Source organism: Streptomyces flaveolus, assembly GCF_000716535.1.
In the GTDB taxonomy this organism is placed as follows: domain Bacteria; phylum Actinomycetota; class Actinomycetes; order Streptomycetales; family Streptomycetaceae; genus Streptomyces; species Streptomyces flaveolus_A.
In genome coordinates this window covers 1-16,944 of sequence record NZ_JNWV01000051.1, presented here as the reverse complement: position 1 = coordinate 16,944, position 16,944 = coordinate 1, and the positions used below count along the sequence as shown (strand labels likewise).

16 protein-coding genes and 1 pseudogene are annotated in these 16,944 nt (G+C 70.1%); 6 read left to right on the top strand and 11 right to left on the bottom strand.

What is annotated here, in order from left to right; translation table 11 throughout:
• Both fxsT and argS read right to left on the bottom strand, forming a co-directional pair.
• A complete protein-coding gene (gene fxsT, locus OO52_RS53410) occupies positions 1–2,070 on the bottom strand; it encodes an FxSxx-COOH system tetratricopeptide repeat protein (RefSeq protein WP_234339932.1) in 2,070 nt (689 codons plus the stop codon).
• 225 nt (positions 2,071–2,295) lie between these two features.
• Positions 2,296–4,062, bottom strand: a complete 1,767-nt coding sequence (gene argS, locus OO52_RS40405; RefSeq protein WP_030656244.1) for an arginine--tRNA ligase — start codon at positions 4,060–4,062, stop codon at positions 2,296–2,298.
• 128 nt (positions 4,063–4,190) lie between these two features.
• On the opposite strand from argS, the gene lysS reads away from it, so the two are divergent.
• Positions 4,191–5,933 (top strand): lysine--tRNA ligase, encoded by a 1,743-nt coding sequence (gene lysS / locus OO52_RS40400; RefSeq protein WP_030656242.1) that lies wholly within the window; start codon positions 4,191–4,193, stop codon positions 5,931–5,933.
• Between the two features lie 51 nt (positions 5,934–5,984).
• Here the strand turns inward: lysS and OO52_RS40395 are convergent, their stop codons facing one another.
• The 3 genes from OO52_RS40395 to OO52_RS40385 form a co-directional block, all read right to left on the bottom strand.
• The gene (locus OO52_RS40395) at positions 5,985–7,250 is read right to left on the bottom strand and encodes a DUF2637 domain-containing protein (protein WP_199820041.1); all 1,266 of its coding nucleotides are present in this window, start codon (positions 7,248–7,250) and stop codon (positions 5,985–5,987) included.
• A 92-nt stretch (positions 7,251–7,342) separates the two neighbouring features.
• Positions 7,343–8,245 (bottom strand): DUF3558 family protein, encoded by a 903-nt coding sequence (locus OO52_RS40390; protein ID WP_234339931.1) that lies wholly within the window; start codon positions 8,243–8,245, stop codon positions 7,343–7,345.
• Between the two features lie 111 nt (positions 8,246–8,356).
• A complete protein-coding gene (locus OO52_RS40385) occupies positions 8,357–9,256 on the bottom strand; it encodes a hypothetical protein (protein ID WP_030656236.1) in 900 nt (299 codons plus the stop codon).
• 214 nt (positions 9,257–9,470) lie between these two features.
• Here OO52_RS40385 and OO52_RS40380 point away from each other — a divergent pair, with 214 nt between their 5' ends.
• Complete coding sequence (locus OO52_RS40380) at positions 9,471–10,664, top strand: RtcB family protein (RefSeq protein WP_030656234.1); 1,194 nt, start codon at positions 9,471–9,473, stop codon at positions 10,662–10,664.
• A 39-nt stretch (positions 10,665–10,703) separates the two neighbouring features.
• On the opposite strand, the gene OO52_RS40375 is transcribed toward OO52_RS40380, so the two are convergent.
• Positions 10,704–11,504: an LAGLIDADG family homing endonuclease gene (locus OO52_RS40375; protein WP_106972152.1), complete on the bottom strand. Its 801-nt coding sequence runs from the start codon at positions 11,502–11,504 to the stop codon at positions 10,704–10,706.
• A 177-nt stretch (positions 11,505–11,681) separates the two neighbouring features.
• The gene (locus OO52_RS40370) at positions 11,682–12,233 is read right to left on the bottom strand and encodes a TetR/AcrR family transcriptional regulator (protein ID WP_234339930.1); all 552 of its coding nucleotides are present in this window, start codon (positions 12,231–12,233) and stop codon (positions 11,682–11,684) included.
• 135 nt (positions 12,234–12,368) lie between these two features.
• Here OO52_RS40370 and OO52_RS40365 point away from each other — a divergent pair, with 135 nt between their 5' ends.
• The gene (locus OO52_RS40365) at positions 12,369–13,214 is read left to right on the top strand and encodes an SDR family oxidoreductase (RefSeq protein WP_030656231.1); all 846 of its coding nucleotides are present in this window, start codon (positions 12,369–12,371) and stop codon (positions 13,212–13,214) included.
• A 27-nt stretch (positions 13,215–13,241) separates the two neighbouring features.
• Here OO52_RS40365 and OO52_RS51810 read toward each other — a convergent pair whose 3' ends face one another.
• The 3 genes from OO52_RS51810 to OO52_RS40355 form a co-directional block, all read right to left on the bottom strand.
• The gene (locus OO52_RS51810) at positions 13,242–13,403 is read right to left on the bottom strand and encodes a hypothetical protein (RefSeq protein ID WP_167347952.1); all 162 of its coding nucleotides are present in this window, start codon (positions 13,401–13,403) and stop codon (positions 13,242–13,244) included.
• Positions 13,400–14,176 (bottom strand): SDR family NAD(P)-dependent oxidoreductase, encoded by a 777-nt coding sequence (locus OO52_RS40360; protein ID WP_030656230.1) that lies wholly within the window; start codon positions 14,174–14,176, stop codon positions 13,400–13,402. Before OO52_RS40360 ends, OO52_RS51810 begins: the two co-directional genes overlap by 4 nt.
• A 61-nt stretch (positions 14,177–14,237) precedes the next feature.
• Entirely contained in the window at positions 14,238–14,576 is a 339-nt protein-coding gene (locus OO52_RS40355; protein WP_030656229.1) for a YnfA family protein, read from the bottom strand.
• A gap of 147 nt (positions 14,577–14,723) precedes the next feature.
• On the opposite strand from OO52_RS40355, the gene OO52_RS40350 reads away from it, so the two are divergent.
• Positions 14,724–15,188, top strand: coding sequence for a hypothetical protein (locus tag OO52_RS40350; protein ID WP_030656227.1), 465 nt, complete (start codon positions 14,724–14,726; stop codon positions 15,186–15,188).
• Positions 15,189–15,242: 54 nt separating this feature from the next.
• On the opposite strand, the gene OO52_RS40345 is transcribed toward OO52_RS40350, so the two are convergent.
• Positions 15,243–15,647 carry a winged helix-turn-helix transcriptional regulator gene (locus tag OO52_RS40345; protein ID WP_030656225.1) on the bottom strand — a complete coding sequence of 135 codons (405 nt, stop codon included), beginning with the start codon at positions 15,645–15,647 and terminating at the stop codon, positions 15,243–15,245.
• 134 nt (positions 15,648–15,781) lie between these two features.
• Here OO52_RS40345 and OO52_RS40340 point away from each other — a divergent pair, with 134 nt between their 5' ends.
• Both OO52_RS40340 and OO52_RS53405 read left to right on the top strand, forming a co-directional pair.
• Positions 15,782–16,690, top strand: a complete 909-nt coding sequence (locus tag OO52_RS40340) for an NADP-dependent oxidoreductase (RefSeq protein ID WP_030656224.1) — start codon at positions 15,782–15,784, stop codon at positions 16,688–16,690.
• Positions 16,691–16,797: 107 nt separating this feature from the next.
• A pseudogene (locus OO52_RS53405) lies at positions 16,798–16,944 on the top strand (LLM class flavin-dependent oxidoreductase); the annotation flags it as partial.

Here is a 16,944-nt window from a genome sequence, read left to right as displayed (position 1 = left end):
CTAGCCCTGGACGCGGCCCCGCTCGGCTCGCAGGGCCGTGTAGAGAGAGACGGCCTGCTGTTGGTTGCCCGCCGCCTCATGGGCGGAGGCCAGCCATCCCCTGCTCGTCAGGGTGTCGGGATGGTCGGCGCCCAGGACCCGCTCCCGGTCGGCCACCGCCTGTTCGTACAGTCGCAGTGCCAGCTGGTGGTCCCCGGCCCTGCGGTGGGCGTAGGCCAGGTTGTTGCGGCTGGTGAGGGTGTCGGGGTGGTCGTCGCCGAGGATGCGGCGGCGGTCCGCGACCACGGCCTCGAAGTCCTTCACCGCCTGCCGGTACTGACCTGCCATCTGACGCGCGTAGGCTAGGTCGTTGCGGCTGGTGAGGGTGTCGGGGTGGTCTTCGCCGAGGACGCGGCGGCGGTCCGCGACAACGGCCTCGAACTCGCGGACGGCTGCCAGGAGGTCGCCGGCCTTGCGGTACGCGTAAGCGAGTCTGTGCCTGCCGTCCAGCGTGGACCTCGCGTCTCCGCCCGAGAGCCGCAGGTGGTTGCGGAAGGCTTCCTGGCACAACCGCACGGCCTTGGCCGGGTCACCGGCCTTCGCGTGCAGCCCGGCGAGACGGTCCTGGTCGGCGAGGGTGGCGCTGTCGTCCGACCCCAACAGTCGAAGCTGGTTCTCGACCACGCACTCGACCAGGGGGATGGCCAGCACATGCTGTTCACGGGCGACGAGTTCGTCGGCCGCGCGGCGGTACATCTCCGTTACTTCGTGATGGGGGGTGCTCGACGGCCCGGTCTGCGCCAGCGCCTGGATGTGCGGAAGCCACTGCTGCCAGACGCCCCGTTCCGCCTCACCGTCCATGGCGGACGTGTCGGGGAGCGCCCCGGCCAGAGCCCGTTCGGCACGACCGCGGATGTCGGCCGCCCTTACGGAAGCCGCGGTACGGAGGGTCTTCTGCATCAGCCGGTGCAGTGAGACGGAGTCCCCGCCCATGCTGACCAGGTTGTAGTCGGCCAGCATGTCGACGGCGGTCCGTCCCTCGGCCTCGCTGTCCGCCAACGACGTGAGTACCTGTACCGGGAGCGCCTCGGGCGCGTACCAGGCCAGTGCCATCAACAGTTCCACAGCGACCGGGCAGCGCTCGCCGATCGCTCGCGAACTGGTCAGCCAGATCTGCGTGATGGCACGGTCCAGCTCCTCCGACGGCGTCGTCGCCCTCGGCGCGTCGCCCGCGGTGGCGGCGAGCTTCGACCGGTAGGAGGCGAAGGACATGCCCGTCTCGCGTACGTAAGCCGCGGCCTGTGCCAGGGCCAGAGGCAGATGTCCCAGATCCGACGCCAGCAGGCCCGCCTGTCTCCGCTCCGCCGGGGTCGGGCGGCGAGCGGGGAACGCCACGTCGCACAGCAGGTCGACGGCCAGCCGCGGGGACAGCACGTCGAGGCTCACCAGGTGCGTCCCAGCACGCCATCCGGCTCGCCGCCGGCTCGTGACGAGCTGATGGCCGTGGCCGAAGAGCCGGCTCAGGAATGGGTTGACGTGGAGCGGGTCGTTGACGTTGTCATAGACAATCAGCCAGCCGGGATGGGCCTGCAGCCACCTCACGGCCCACTCGGTACGCTCTCTGGCACCGGCATCCAGCGCCCAGTCGGGGTAGATGCGGACAGCCAGGTCGGCGAGAGCTGAAGCGATGTGCTCCTCGCTCTCGGCAGTGATCCACCACACCAACGGGTAGTCGGTGAGGTGCGTGTGCGCGTAGTGCAGAGCCAGGGTCGTCTTGCCCACACCGCCGAGACCATGAACGGCCGCGGCCTGACAGATCACGCCCGCGCCGGACGTCAGTGACTCACGGAGCCCCTGCAATGCGTCCGTCCGGCCGATCAGACCGTCCTTGGCGGCAGGAAGGTTGTGCAGCCCTGGGGGTGCGGACAACCAGGCGGTGGCCGCCTTGGCCGCGGCCGAGAGCACCACCGCGCGTTCTTCCAGATGAGGATTGCCGCCTGAGTCGATCGGCCGGGCACGCCACAGGGCGGTCGCCCCGTCGGCCTGTCCTAGCAGGCTCTCGGCGGTCAGTGAGCCCTGGGCGGTGATCATCGTGGCCCCCGGATCCGAGTGCCAGCCATGACCGACAGGGAAGTCCCGGGACGAACGGAACCTAATTCAGGTGAGATCACCACGACCAACGAGCCCCCCGATGCCACCGCCCCGTGCCCGCCAGAGTCTCCCGGCGGGCATCAACCGTACTGAAATGGCTGCGAGTTGTCACGACCGATGACCCCGCGCCCCGGGGTTACCGGGACGCGGAGCCTTGTGTGCGCCTCAGAGCTTCTCGGGCGTGCGGATGCCCAGCAGGGCCATGCCCTGGTGCAGGGTGCGGGCCGTGAGGTCGCTGAGGAACAGGCGGTTCTCCGCGACGTCCCGCGGCGGCTGCGGCTTGATGACCGGGCACTTGTCGTAGAACGACGTGAACAGCGACGCGAGCTGGTACAGGTACGCCGCCAGCTTGTGCGGGGCGTACTCCGCCGCCGCCTCCCGCACCGTCTCCCCGAAGGAGTCCAGGTGCAGGCCGAGGGCGCGCTCCGCCTCGTGCAGGCCCAGCTCCGGGTGGGCCGTCGCGCGGACCTCGCCGGCCTTGCGGAGGATCGACTGGATACGGGCGTACGCGTACTGGAGGTAGACGGACGTGTCGCCGTTCAGCGAGACCATCTGGTCCAGGTCGAACTTGTAGTCCCGGTTCGCCGACGTCGACAGGTCCGCGTACTTCACCGCGCCGATGCCCACCTGGGCACCCCGCTCGGCGATCTCCTCCTCGGACAGGTCCTGCGCCTTCTCCCGGACCACGGCCGACGCGCGGTCGATCGCCTCGTCGAGGAGGTCGACCAGGCGGACCGTCTCGCCCTCACGCGTCTTGAACGGCTTGCCGTCCTTGCCGAGCACCGTGCCGAAGGCGAGCTGCACCGCCGTCACGTCGTCGTTCAGCCAGCCGGCCCGGCGGGCGGTCTCGAAGACCATCCGGAAGTGCAGGGCCTGCCGTGCGTCCACCACGTAGAGGAGGGTGTTCGCCTTCAGGTTGAAGACGCGGTCGCGGATCGCCGAGAGGTCGGTGGCCGCGTAGCCGTAGCCGCCGTCCGACTTCTGCACGATCAGCGGGACCGGGTTGCCGTCCGGACCCTTGATGTCGTCGAAGAAGACGCACAGGGCGCCCTCGGAGCGGACCGCGACACCCGACTCCTCCAGCAGGCGGCAGGTCTCGGCCAGCATGTCGTTGTAACCGGACTCGCCGACGATGTCCGCGTCCTGGATCTCCATGTCCAGCTTCTCGAAGACGGAGAAGAAGTAGATCTTCGACTCGTCCACGAACTTCTGCCACATGGCGAGCGTGTGCTCGTCCCCGGCCTGGAGGTCGACCACCCGGCGCCGGGCCCGCGTCTTGAACTCCTCGTCGGAGTCGAACTTCTTCCGCGCGGCCTTGTAGAGGCGGTCGAGGTTCGACATCGCCTCCTCGCCGGTGACCTGGGCGTCCTTGTGGTCCAGCTCGTGCGGGTGCTCGTCCAGGTACTGGATGAGCATGCCGAACTGGGTGCCCCAGTCGCCGATGTGGTGCCGGCGGACCACGTTCTCGCCGGTGAACTCGAGGAGCTGGACGACCGAGTCGCCGATCACCGCGGACCGCAGGTGGCCGACGTGCATCTCCTTCGCCACGTTCGGCTGGGCGTAGTCGATCACCGTCGTACCCGGGTGCTCGGCGAGCGGCACGCCGAGGCGGCCCGTCTCGTCCGCGTACCGCGCGGCCAGGTTCCGCGTGATCGCCCGGTCCGCGATCGTGATGTTCAGGAAGCCGGGGCCGGACACCTCGACGTCCTTGATCACGTCACCCGTCACCACCCGGGAGACGACCTGGGTCGCCAGCTCCCGGGGGTTCGCCTTCGCCTTCTTGGCCAGGGCCAGGATGCCGTTGGCCTGGAAGTCGGCCCGGTCGCTTCGTCGCAGCAGCGGGTCCGCGCCGGCGGCCTCCGGCAGGGTGGCCGAGAGGGCGGACGCGAGGTGCTGCTGGACGTTGTCGCTGAGGGACGTGACCGAGGCCATAGGAGTGGGTGCCGTTCTCCTCGTGGGGATGGATAGACCCAGCCAGTATCCCACGGGGGGTAAAGCCGTTTTCCCGGGCGCGTTCCGGTCTGTGAGAATGGGGTGTCACCCCGTTCAGAAAGAAGGACGTGCCGATCGTGGCTCAGAGCACCGAGACCACCGACTGGGTCTCCCGTTTCGCGGATGAGGTCATCGAGGAGTCGGAGCGCCGGGCCCCGGGCAAACCGGTCGTCGTCGCGTCCGGACTCTCCCCCTCCGGTCCGATCCACCTCGGCAACCTCCGCGAGGTCATGACCCCGCACCTCGTCGCCGACGAGATCCGCCGCCGCGGCCACCAGGTCCGGCACCTGATCTCCTGGGACGACTACGACCGGTACCGCAAGGTGCCGAAGGGCATCGACGGCGTCGACGAGGAGGCCTGGGCCGAGCACATCGGCAAGCCGCTGACGTCCGTCCCCGCCCCCAAGGGCTCGCCGCACCCGAACTGGGCCGAGCACTTCAAGGCCGCGATGATCGAATCGCTGGCCCAGCTCGGCGTGGAGTTCGACGGGATCAGCCAGACCGAGCATTACACCTCCGGTGCCTACCGCGAGCAGATCCTGCACGCCATGAGGCACCGGAACGACATCGACGCGATCCTCGACCAGTACCGCACGAAGAAGGCCCCGAAGAAGCAGCAGCAGAAGGCCGTCGACGAGGCCGAGCTGGAGGCCGAGGAGGGCTCCGGCGCCGCGTCCGAGGACGACGGCAGCTCCGGCTCCGCCGGGTACTTCCCGTACAAGCCGTACTGCGGCAACTGCGGCAAGGACCTGACGACGGTCACCTCCTACGACGACGACACCACCGAGCTGTCGTACACCTGCACCGCGTGCGGCTTCGCCGAGACCGTCCGGCTCAGCGAGTTCAACCGCGGCAAGCTGGTCTGGAAGGTCGACTGGCCGATGCGCTGGGCGTACGAGGGCGTGATCTTCGAGCCGAGCGGAGTCGACCACTCCTCGCCGGGGTCCAGCTTCCAGGTCGGCGGCCAGATCGTCGGCATCTTCGGCGGCAAGCAGCCCATCGGCCCCATGTACGCCTTCGTCGGCATCTCCGGCATGGCGAAGATGTCCTCCTCGCGCGGCGGCGTCCCGACCCCGGCCGACGCGCTGAGGATCATGGAGCCGCAGCTCCTGCGCTGGCTGTACGCCCGCCGCAGGCCCAACCAGTCCTTCAAGATCGCCTTCGACCAGGAGATCCAGCGGCTCTACGACGAGTGGGACAAGCTCGCCGCCAAGGTCTCCGACGGTTCCGCCCTGCCCGGCGACGTGGCAGCGTACACCCGTGCCGTCGGCACCGCCGCCGGTGAGCTGCCCAGGACCCCGCGACCGCTGCCGTACCGCACCCTCGCGTCCGTCGCCGACATCACCGCCGGACACGAGGACCAGGCCCTGCGCATCCTCTCCGAGCTCGACCCGGAGCAGCCGCTGGCCTCCCTGGACGAGGTACGGCCGCGCTACGACAGGGCCGAGGCCTGGATCAACACGCACGTCCCCGCCGACCAGCGGACCATCGTGCGCGACGAACCCGACGCCGAACTGCTGAAGTCCCTCGACGAGGCCTCCCAGCAGTCCGTACGCCTGCTGCTCGACGGACTCGCCGACCACTGGTCGCTCGACGGTCTGACCCACCACGTGTACGGCGTGCCCAAGGTGCAGGCCGGGTTCCCCGCCGACGCCACGCCCAAGGAGCTCCCCGCCGAGATCAAGACGGCTCAGCGGTCCTTCTTCGCCCTCCTGTACCACCTGCTCGTCGGCCGGGACACCGGGCCCCGGCTGCCCACCCTGCTGCTGGCCGTGGGGCAGGAGCGGGTACGGCGCCTGCTCGGGGAGTAAGCGGCACGAAGAAGGGGCCCTCCGCCGGCGGAGGGCCCCTTCTTCATGCCGTCATGCGATGTGGTCCTCTTCCAGCTCCGCGTTGAAGCGGTTCGTGAACCGGTTGACCATGCGGTCGGCGTCACGCGGCGGCAGCGTGATGCGGTACGTCGCCTCCACCGCCTCGCTGAACTGGTGCGGCGTGGGGAAACTGCCGTCGATCGACTTCCGGAAGACCTGGTAGTACTCGTCCTCCGTCGGCTCCGGCTCGGGAACGCCGCCACCCTCCCCCAGCTCGCGCATGCGGTTCGGGCCCACCGGAATCGGGAAGCTGCCGGTCTCCTCGGAGGACGGCTGCTGGAACTGCTCCGGGGGCTGGTCCTCGTACCAGTCCTCGTACTGCTCCTCCGGGGCGTACTGGGGCTCCTGGAGCATGGGGTCGTAGGTGGGGTCGTAACCGCCGTGGTACTCGACCTCCCGGGGAGTCTGGAACCACGGGCTCTGCTCGTCCACCGGGGTGTCGTCCGGCTGCCCGGAGCGCTGGCCGGGCAGCTCGCGCCGCTGCTCGCCGGGAGGTGCCGCCTGCTGGGGAACGGGCGCCGCCCCAGCGGCACGACTGCCCGCGACCACGGCGGGTATCAGGGCCGGCTCGATGCCCGCCGCCGCCAGGCCCGCCGGGGCCGTCTCCGCCAGCGGGACGCCGTACCGAGCCAGCCGCAGCGGCATCAGGGACTCCACCGGAGCCTTGCGGCGCCAGGCCCGGCCGAAGCGGGACCGCAGGCGCGCCTGATAGACGAGGCGTTCCTGCTCCAGCTTGATGACCTGGTCGTACGAACGCAGCTCCCACAGCTTCATACGGCGCCACAAGAGGAACGTGGGCACCGGGGAGAGGAGCCAGCGGGTGAGACGGACCCCCTCCATGTGCTTGTCGGCCGTGATGTCCGCGATCCGGCCGATCGCGTGCCGGGCCGCCTCGACCGCCACGACGAACAGCACCGGGATCACCGCGTGCATCCCGACACCCAGCGGGTCCGGCCAGGCGGCCGCGCCGTTGAACGCGATCGTCGCCGCCGTCAGCAGCCACGCCGTCTGGCGCAGCAGCGGGAAGGGGATACGGATCCAGGTCAGCAGCAGGTCCAGGGCGAGGAGGACACAGATGCCTGCGTCGATGCCCACCGGGAACACATAAGAGAAGTTCCCGAAGCCCTTCTTGATGGCCAGCTCACGGACGGCCGCGTACGAACCGGCGAAGCCGATGCCGGCGATGATCAACGCGCCGGTCACGACCACGCCGATGAGCACGCGGTGCATCCGAGTCAGCTGCAGTGGCGCGGCCACTCGTACTCCCCTCCCATTGCGTGTTGTTGCGCGCAACAGAGTGGCACACGCGTGCGGCGAACGCGGTGCCGGTCAGCCCTCACGGCCCCCGGTCAGCTCTTCTTCGCGGCCGACCCGGACGGAGACGCGCCGGCAGAGGGCGACTTCGAAGAGGTCTTCGAGGGCGACGCCGACTTCGACGGGGACGCCGGCGAACTCGCCTTACCACCAGCCCCGTTGGCCGACGAAACCGACGCCACGACCTCCTTCAGGGCCTTCTCCGCGGCCTTCGTCAGGTCGTCGGCGTCCGGCGTCTTCTCACCCGCGAGGCCGGCCCCGTTGTAGTCGACCGTCACCACCACGTTCTCCACCCGGGCGACGACCGTCTGCTGCTTGAAGAGGCCTTCCTTCTTCTTCAGGTCGTAGCGCACCGCCATCGCCTCCGCACCCGTACCGGACAGCGGTATCGCCTTGGTGCCCTTCGCACCGTCGACCGCCTGCACGTCCTTCACCTGCCGGGCGTAGAACGTGTGCGCCTGGTCGTCGCCGGAACCACGCGAGACGTCCGAGTCGAAGCGCAGCAGGGAGACGTTCAGCCAGCGGAACTGGGAGCCCTTCACACCGTTGTTGTCCAGGCTGTTCCACGAACAGGAAGCACGCGACGACGGCTCGTCCGAGCTGCCCTTCTTGCCGGACTTCGCGGCCTGAGGGACCAGATCGGCCAGCGTCTTCTTCGACAGCACCGCGCACGCGTCGGGAAGCTTGTCGTACGCCGCCGCCTGCACGGTCGGCGACGCGCTCGCCGACGGCTGCGAGCTGCCGGCCCCAGCCGACGCGCTGCTCCCGCCACCGGACTTGGCCTTGGAGTCACCCGAGTCCGACGAGCACGCCGCGGTGATCAGAACCGCGGGAACGGCTGCCGCGCAGACAAGAACGCGGCGAAGGCGCTTGGCTCGCTGGTGTCGCTGGGCACGGTCGTCTCGCTGGGCTGCTCGCTGCATGGTTCCTTCACTCATGACGCTCGGTGTTCGTGCGGGTTCCTGCGGGGCCACGGTACGCGGTGAAGGAGCTGTGCGGTTTCCGTTCGCGCGCTTCGCGGACGGGGACCGGTGGGACCGGTGAGGTCGTCAGCCGCCCAGCGCGTCATCCAGCCGCGAGGCCAGATTACGGGCCCTGTCCTGCATTTCCTTGCTGTCCGGGACCGTTCCCATGGCCATCGGCTGCTCCTCGTACTGGATGGTGACGATGACGTTGGACGTGCGGAACACCACAGTCACCGTCCGCTGTTCGGCCGTCGAACCGGACGTGCTGAGCCGGTCGTCCAGATACGCCTCGTCGCCGAGGTCGAGGAGCGCGCGCGGCTGGAGATCGGTGGGCGCGGCACCGGAGGACGCGTCGGAGGACTCGGAGGAGCCCGACGACACAGGGGAGTTGGAGGAAGACGGCTTCGTCGCACCCGGGGAGGCGGCGCCGCCGGCGGAGCCCTTCGCCGACGAGGAGGAGGACGCGGACGCGGACGAGGACGAGGACGCGGTGGGCGTCGGGGACGAGGTCGGCGGTGCCGAGGAGGTCGTCGGCGCCGGGAGGTCGGCGGCCGTCTCCTTCTCCAGGAACAGCTTCTGCGCCTGGTCGTCGTCACTGACCGTGTTGTCGTACGACACCACGCGCTCGAAGTCGACGGACAGGTGGTCCGTGGCATCGGCCGACTCGACCTTCCAGCGGCAGCCGACCTTGCGATCGGTGTCGTAGGTGAGCGCGGCATCGCCCTGGTACGCCTTGTCCCGCTGGGCCGGGTCGGTGATCTGCTGGATGCCGGGCAGCAGCGCGTCCAGGGCGTCGTGGCCGACCGCGCCGCAGGGCTCGGGGAGCGTGCGGTACTTGCCGGGCTGGGCGGCGGCCGCGGCCGAACCGGCGTCACCCGGGTTGGCGTTGTCCGCCGGACCCGTGTCCCCGGAGCCGCTCGTGCAGCCGGCCAGCAGCGCCGCGAGGAGGGCGGCGGTGCCGGTTACATACGCCTTCCGCTGCACGGTCGGGCTCCTCTCGACGGTGTTCGATCGCTGGTGCTCCAGTGTCCCCGCTGGTTATTCGCTTGCCGTGGCGGGGCGCCCCCTGGAGACAATGTGTATCGCACGCACTGCCGTGGACGCCGGTCCCTTGTCCCTTTTCATCGACCTTGGCGCCGCTTTTGCGTTTTTCCGCTTTCAAGCCTTTTGTTGTCGGTTCCGGGGGAATGAGGAATACATGTCGTACGTGGAGATGCCGGGCGCCAAGGTCCCGATCCGGATCTGGACGGACCCGGCGACGGTCGAGGACGTGGCCCTGCGCCAGCTCCAGAACGTGGCGACCCTGCCGTGGATCAAGGGCCTGGCCGTGATGCCGGACGTGCACTACGGCAAGGGCGCCACGGTCGGCTCGGTCATCGCGATGCGGGGGGCGGTGTGCCCGGCGGCGGTCGGGGTGGACATCGGCTGCGGGATGTCGGCGGTGAAGACGTCCCTCACGGCGAACGACCTCCCCGGGGACCTGTCGCGGCTGCGGTCGAAGATCGAGCAGGCTGTTCCGGTGGGGCGGGGGATGCATGACAGTCCCGTCGATCCCGGGCGGTTCCACGGGGTGGCCACTGCCGGGTGGGACGATTTCTGGGGGCGGTTCGACGGGGTCGCGGAAGCGGTCAAATTCCGTCACGATCGAGCAGAAAAACAGATGGGAACGCTCGGATCCGGCAACCACTACCTCGAAGTTTGTCTGGATCAGTCGGATTCGGTCTGGCTCACGCTGCACTCAGGGTCGCGCAACATCGGGAAGGAACTCGCCGAGCATCACATCGGCGAGGCCCAGAAGCTCCCGCACAACCAGGGCCTGGTCGACCGGGACCTCGCCGTCTTCATCGCGGACACCCCGCAGATGGCGGCCTACCGACATGACCTGTTCTGGGCGCAGGAGTACGCCAAGTACAACCGCATGCTCATGATGGCGCTCCTGAAGGACGTGATTCGCAAAGAGTTCAAGAAGGCGAAGCCGACCTTCGAGCCGGAGATCTCCTGCCACCACAACTACGTGGCGGAGGAGCGGTACGACGGCATGGACCTGCTCGTGACCCGTAAGGGAGCGATCCGTGCCGGCTCGGGTGAGTTCGGGATCATTCCCGGTTCGATGGGCACCAGCTCGTACGTCGTGAAAGGGCTCGGGAACGAGAAGGCCTTCAACTCGGCTTCGCACGGGGCCGGTCGGCGCATGAGCCGCAATGCGGCCAAGCGTCGCTTCACGACCAAGGACCTGGAGGAGCAGACCCGAGGCGTGGAGTGCCGCAAGGACTCGGGTGTGCTGGACGAGATTCCAGGTGCTTACAAGAACATCGACCAGGTGATGGAGCAGCAGCGCGACCTCGTCGAAGTCGTGGCGAAGCTGAAGCAGTTCATCTGTGTGAAGGGTTGACGTGAAGAGGCCCCTGGCGCCAGGGGCCTCTTCATCTGGTCACTGATCGTTGGGCATCGGCACTTGGCCGGTGCGCAGCCGCCATAGACGGAGACTGCAACTCTGACTGGTCCTGCCGAGTGCCTCTGCTGCGGCCATGGGGCTGCTGAGCTTCAACAGGATCCGGTCTTCGTGCTCGGCCCAGCGGCGTGCTGTGTACGCGGCCCTCATGCCGGTGGGACGCGCCCAGGCGGAGAGCGAGTCCGCGGTCGCGCGCTTGCGTTCCAGGGAGAGACAGCCGGGGTAATAGAGGTCAGCCGCCAAACGTTGCGCCAGCTCCATCATGTAGAGGACGTTGTAGACCCCGTCGCGGGCGTTGCGCTTGGCGTTGCGCTCGGCTCCCGTCACCTCCCTGGCGTAGTCGCACAGGAAGGACGCGATCGCACTACTGGCGGTGGTGAGGGATACGAACGGGAACCCCTTGCTGGTGAAGCCGACCGAGCCGTCGGCATCGATCAGGCCGCGAAGATAGTCCCGGTGCGAGAACGCCACGCTCGGTGGACTGATCGCCTCGGACTTGCGGCCGTAAGGCAGACCGAGTTCGTTGATCCTGGTCCTCGCCTCCAGGGAATGCAGGTTCCAGATGGCGGCGGTGTGAGTCGTGGCGAAGTTGGTGGACCGGGTGCGTTCGGTGATGCTGCTCTTGTAGGGAGTCAGCTTCTGGAACTGTCGCAGCAGATCGATGTCCCGAGAGCTGATCTCGACCGCCAGTCGCCCCCGTTTCCGTGACTGGTGAGACAGATGCCCATCCGCCTGCAAGAACCCGAACATGTATGCGTACTCAGGGACCGTGAGGTCCATGAACCGGTGGGCGTTAGGCTCGCAGTCAGCCACAGGGAAGCCTCCACTTCCTTGCTGGTCAGGTCCTCGGCTGGGATGGCACTCCCCGCCGAGGACCGTCGAGTTGATCGTGTGGCGCGAGCCTAGGGCGGATGTTCGTGCGCTGATCGGGTGATCGATGAGGTTCGCCCGTGTGGGTTACGCGTCCCGCCCGGCCCCCGGCTCCAGCGCGTCCAGCCAGCGCAGCAGGCGGGCTCCCTCTCTCGTCATGATGTCGGGGTCGCGGAGGGCGTTGGTCAGGAGGGACATGCCCTGGTAGGCCGCGATCAGGGTGAGGGCGTGGTCGTCGGGGTCGGGGACGCCCCAGGTGCGGAACTGGCCGGCGGTCCAGTCCAGGAGGCGGCGGATCACCGCGCCGGCTTCCGCGTCCAGCGTGCCGTCCGCGCGTTTGTCCAGTTCGACGGCCAGGGTGCCGGTGGGGCAGCCGTGGCGGGCGGCGACCTCGCGCTGGGCGGTCCAGGCCTCGACCAGGGCCTTGAGGCGGTCGTGCGGGGTCGGCAACCGGTCCAGTTCGCCGGTGAGTTCGTCGAGGTGGGCGCGGTGTTCCGCGAGCGCCGCCTGGACGAGTTCGTCCTTGGTCTTGAAGTAGTAGTAGACGTTGCCGACCGGGACGTCGGCCTCGCGGGCGATGTCGGCGAGGGTGGTGCGCTCGACGCCCTGCTGGTGCAGGACCCGGGCCGCCGCCGTCATGAGTCGTTGGCGCTTCTGTGACGCCCGTGCCCGCCGATCCACTGAGTTTGTCACCTGACTGACTATAGACAGCCGGGGGTGGGGCTCTGCTAGCGTCTCAGTTAGTTAGTCAACTTACTCACTGGGGGGTTCGTGATGATCACTGTGACCGGTGCCACCGGGAACGTCGGGCGTGTGCTGGTGGAGCTGCTGGCAGCGGGCGGTGAGGAGGTCGTCGCCGTGTCGCGGCGGCCGGACACCGCGTCGTCCGGGGCCGGGGTGCGGTGGGTCCGGGGCGGGGTCGGGGACGCGGCGAGCATGCGGGCCGCCCTCGACGGTTCCCGTGCCGTGTTCCTGGTCCTGGGGGGCGAGCTGAATTTCCGGGGGGAGAGCCCCGACGTCCTGCTCGATGCGGTCGCGGACGCCGGGGTCGGACGGATCGTGCTGGTGTCCTCGCAGGTCAGCGCCACCCGGCCCGACGCGTCCTCACACGCCCGGCTGCGCGCCCTCGAGGCCGCGGTACGCGCGTCCGGGCGGGAGTTCACCATCCTGCGCCCCGGCGGGTTCGCCTCCAACGCCCTCGCCTGGGCGGGGTCGGTCCGCGCCGAGCGCACCGTCTTCGCGCCTTTCGGCGAGGTCGCCCTGCCCGTGGTCGACCCGGCGGACGTAGCCGCCGTGGCCGCCGCCGCTCTGCGCGAGGACGGGCACGCCGGCCGGGTGTACGAGCTGACCGGGCCCGAGCCCATCAGCCCGCGCGAGCAGACCGAGGTCATCGCGGCGGCCCTCGGCGAGAAGGTGGCCTTCGTGGAGCTGTCCCGCGAGGAGGCGCACGCGGGGATGGCGCGGTTCATGCCGGAGCAGGTGGTCGCCGGCACCCTCGACGTCCTCGGCGCGCCGCTGCCGGCCGAGCGCAGGGCCGCTCCGGATGTGGAGGCCGTCCTGGGGCGCCCGGCCGCGCCCTTCGCCGCGTGGGTCGCGCGCAACCTGCCGGCGTTCGCCTGACGCGGGCCCGGCGTACGGGCCCGTGCGTCACTTCGCGTGCCGCACCGCGTAGATCATGATGAACGCGATGAAGTGGATGCCGAAGAGGAAGTAGGCCAGGAAGTACCAGACCTGGCGTTCGTTCTTCGTCTCCTGCGCCAGGCGCCGCTTCTCGAAGGTGTCCTCCGTCAGGGAGTTCTCGTCCGTCACAGTTCCCGGTGCACCTTCGTGTTGGACGCCTGGGCGCGCGGGCGCAGGACCAGGAGGTCGACGTTGACGTGGCTGGGGCGGGTCACCGCCCAGGTGATCGTCTCGGCCACGTCGTCCGCGGTGAGGGGCTCGGCGACGCCCTCGTACACCTTCTCGGCCCTCTCGGTGTCCCCGCCGAAGCGGGTCAGCGCGAACTCGTCGGTCTTGACCATGCCGGGGGCGATCTCGATGACCCGGACCGGCTGGCCGACGATCTCCAGGCGCAGGGTCTCGGCGAGGACGTGGGCGCCGTGCTTGGCGGCCACGTAGCCGGCGCCACCCTCGTAGGTGCCGTGGCCGGCGGTGGAGGAGACGACCACGACCACGCCGTCGCCGCTCGCGACGAGCTTCGGCAGCAGTGCCTGGGTGAGGTTCAGGGTGCCGATGACGTTCGTCTCGTACATCGTGCGCCAGTCCGCCGGGTCGCCGGTGGCGACCGGGTCCGCGCCGAGGGCGCCGCCCGCGTTGTTGACCAGGACCCCGATCGTCTGGAAGGCGGTGGCGAACTCGTCCACGGCGGCGCGGTCGGTGACGTCCAGCTGGTACGCCAGGGCGGAGTGGCCGGCCTTGGTCAGTTCCTCGGCCAGGGCCTCGATGCGGTCCTTGCGGCGGGCGGTGAGGACGACGCGGTAGCCGGCCGTGGCGAGTTGCCGGGCCGTGGCGGCGCCGATGCCGCTGCTCGCGCCGGTGACGACGGCGATGCGGGAGGCGGCGGACGGTGCGGCGGTGGCCATGGCTGCTCCTGGGCTGCGGCTGGGCGGTCGGTCGAGCGGGTCCGTCCAGCGTAAGTGAGCCTCAGCCGCTGTTTCGCGGCGCCCACATGATGACGGCCATCCCGGCGAGGCAGATCAGCGCCCCTGTGATGTCCCAGCGGTCGGGGCGGTAGCCGTCCGCGACGACGCCCCACAGGATCGAGCCGGCCACGAAGATCCCGCCGTAGGCGGCGAGGATGCGGCCGAAGTGGGCGTCCGGCTGGAAGGTGGCGACGAAGCCGTACGCGCCGAGGGCGAGGACGCCCCCGGTGATCCACAGCCAGCCCCGGTGTTCCCGCAGGCCCTGCCAGACCAGCCAGGCGCCGCCGATCTCGAACAGAGCGGCGACGACGAACAGGGCGGCGGAGCGGAGGATCGGCATGGGGGCAGCTTCGCACGCCGGTTCCGCGTCACCCGGGGGAGGGCGCGTCACCTGTTGGAGGGCGCCTGGCGGATGGCTCGCGTGGCATACATCCGTACGGCAGCCGTGGATACGGCGGTGCGGTCGCGAGCGAGGAGTGGTGAGCGCATGCGGATGCGGGCGTGGGTGTTGTCCGGGGTGTGTGCCGGTGCCGTCCTGGTGCCGGGGATCGCGGTGGCCGCTCCGGTTCCGGAGGCCGACCTCGCATTCCACGGGACCGCGACGATGGACGGGGACCAGGTGGAGGTGGTGCTGACCCCGCGCAACAACGGCCCCACCGCCGTCGCGGACGCCACCGTCCGGCTGCGCTGGTCGGAGGAGCTGGCCGACCGGCAGGAGCTGCCCGCGCGCTGTGCCCGGGAGGACGAGCGGACGGTGCTGTGCGGGACCGGGCCGCTGGCCGTGGACGCGGAGGGGGAGCGGCTGCGGCTGCCGGTACGGCTGCGGGAGCGGCCGTCGGAGCTGACGCTGGAGGTCGACACCGCGTGGAGCGCGGGTGTGACGGACCAGGACCGGTCGAACGACCGGATGACGGTGCTGGTGCTGGCGACCGGGGACTCGTACGCCTTCTGATCTTCCGCTGGCTTCGGTGCCGGTGGTGCCTTCCGTGCCGGCGCCTTCCTCGGCTCAGGCGGGGTTCTCGGCGTCGTAGCGTTCGCGGGCCTCGCGGACCTCGTCGAAGTGGGTCTCGGCCCAGGTCTTCACGGCGGTGAGCAGGCCGGCGAGGCCGGTGCCGAGCGGGGTGAGCGCGTAGTCGACGCGGACCGGGACGGACGGGGTGACCGTGCGGCTGACGATGCCGTCCCGCTCCAGCGTGCGCAGGGTCTGGGTGAGCATCTTGGGGCTGACGCCGGCGATCTTGCGGCCGAGGTCGCTGTAGCGCAGGGGGCCGGTGGAGAGGGCGGCGACGACGAGGCTGACCCACTTGTCGCTGAGCCGCCCGAGGAGCTGGTTGGTGGGGCAGTTGCGCAGGAAGGCGTCGTAGTCGGCGCGGGCCTGTTCGCGGCGCTGGGCGGCGGTCATGGTCGCCATGGACTCTCCTCCGGGTCGGCTACGCACTCTGAGGTAACTACTTACTTGTGGATAGTAGCTCTCCTACGGTGGGTCGTGCGGCCGGAAAAGTGCCGCGGAATCCATCAACTGCCTTATGGCTGAGGAGAGTTGTCATGCGTGCTGCTGTGGTGAGGACGTTCGGCGGTCCGGACGCGGTGGAGATCGCCGAGGTGCCGGTACCGGAGCCGGGGGCCCGGCAGGTGCGGATCAAGGTGGCCGCGGGCGCGCTGAACCCCGTGGACGCCGGGGTGCGCGCCGGGTTCTTCGGCGGGGCCGGCAAGACGCTCGGGCTCGGCTGGGACGCGGCCGGGACGGTGGACGCGGTCGGGGCGGCCGCCGCCTGGCAGGTGGGCGACCCGGTGGTGGCGCTCGTGCCGGGCGTCGCCGATCCGTTGGGCGCGCACGCCGAGTACGTCGTCGTGGACACGGACGCGGTGGCGAAGGCGCCGGCCACCGTGGACGCCGTGCACGCGGGGACCCTGCCGCTGAACGGGCTGACCGCCGTCCAGGCGCTGGATCTGCTGGACCTCGCGCCGGGTGCGTCGCTGCTGGTGACCGGGGCGGCGGGCGCGGTCGGCGGGTTCGCCGTGCAGCTCGCCGCGCACCGGGGGATCGAGGTGACGGGGCACGCCCGGGCGGGCGACGAGGAGCTGGTGCGGTCGCTGGGGGCCGCGCACTTCACGGCCGGGCCGGCCGAGGGGGCCTCGCTGGTCGAGCCGGGGAGCGTGGACGCGGTGCTGGACGCGGCGGTGCTCGGGGAGCCGGCGCTGGAGTGGGTGCGGGACGGGGGCGCGTACACGGGGGTGCGGCCCGGGGCGCACCCCGCGTCGGTGCGCGGGGTGCGGACGGGGGCCGTGGCGGTGACCGCGGACGGGGCGCGGCTCGCGGAGCTGGTCCGGCTGGTCGACGAAGGGGTGCTGACGCTGCGGGTGGCCGAGACGTTCGCCCTGGCGGATGCGGCCAAGGCGCATGCCCGGCTGGCGGAGGGCGGGCTGCGGGGGCGGGTGGTGCTGGTGCCGTAGGGCCGGAGGGGCCGGGAAGGGGCGGTGGAGGGGGCTGGAATACCCGGGGTGTGGTGGCCGTTGGAGGGGTATAGTTGAACGGTCAACAACCTGGAGGGTGAGCGACCATGCAGTTCGGGATCTTTTCGGTCGGCGATGTCACGCCGGACCCCACCACGGGGCGGACCCCGACCGAGCGCGAGCGGATCAAGGCCATGGTCGCCATCGCGCTGAAGGCCGAGGAGGTCGGCCTGGACGTCTTCGCGATGGGTGAG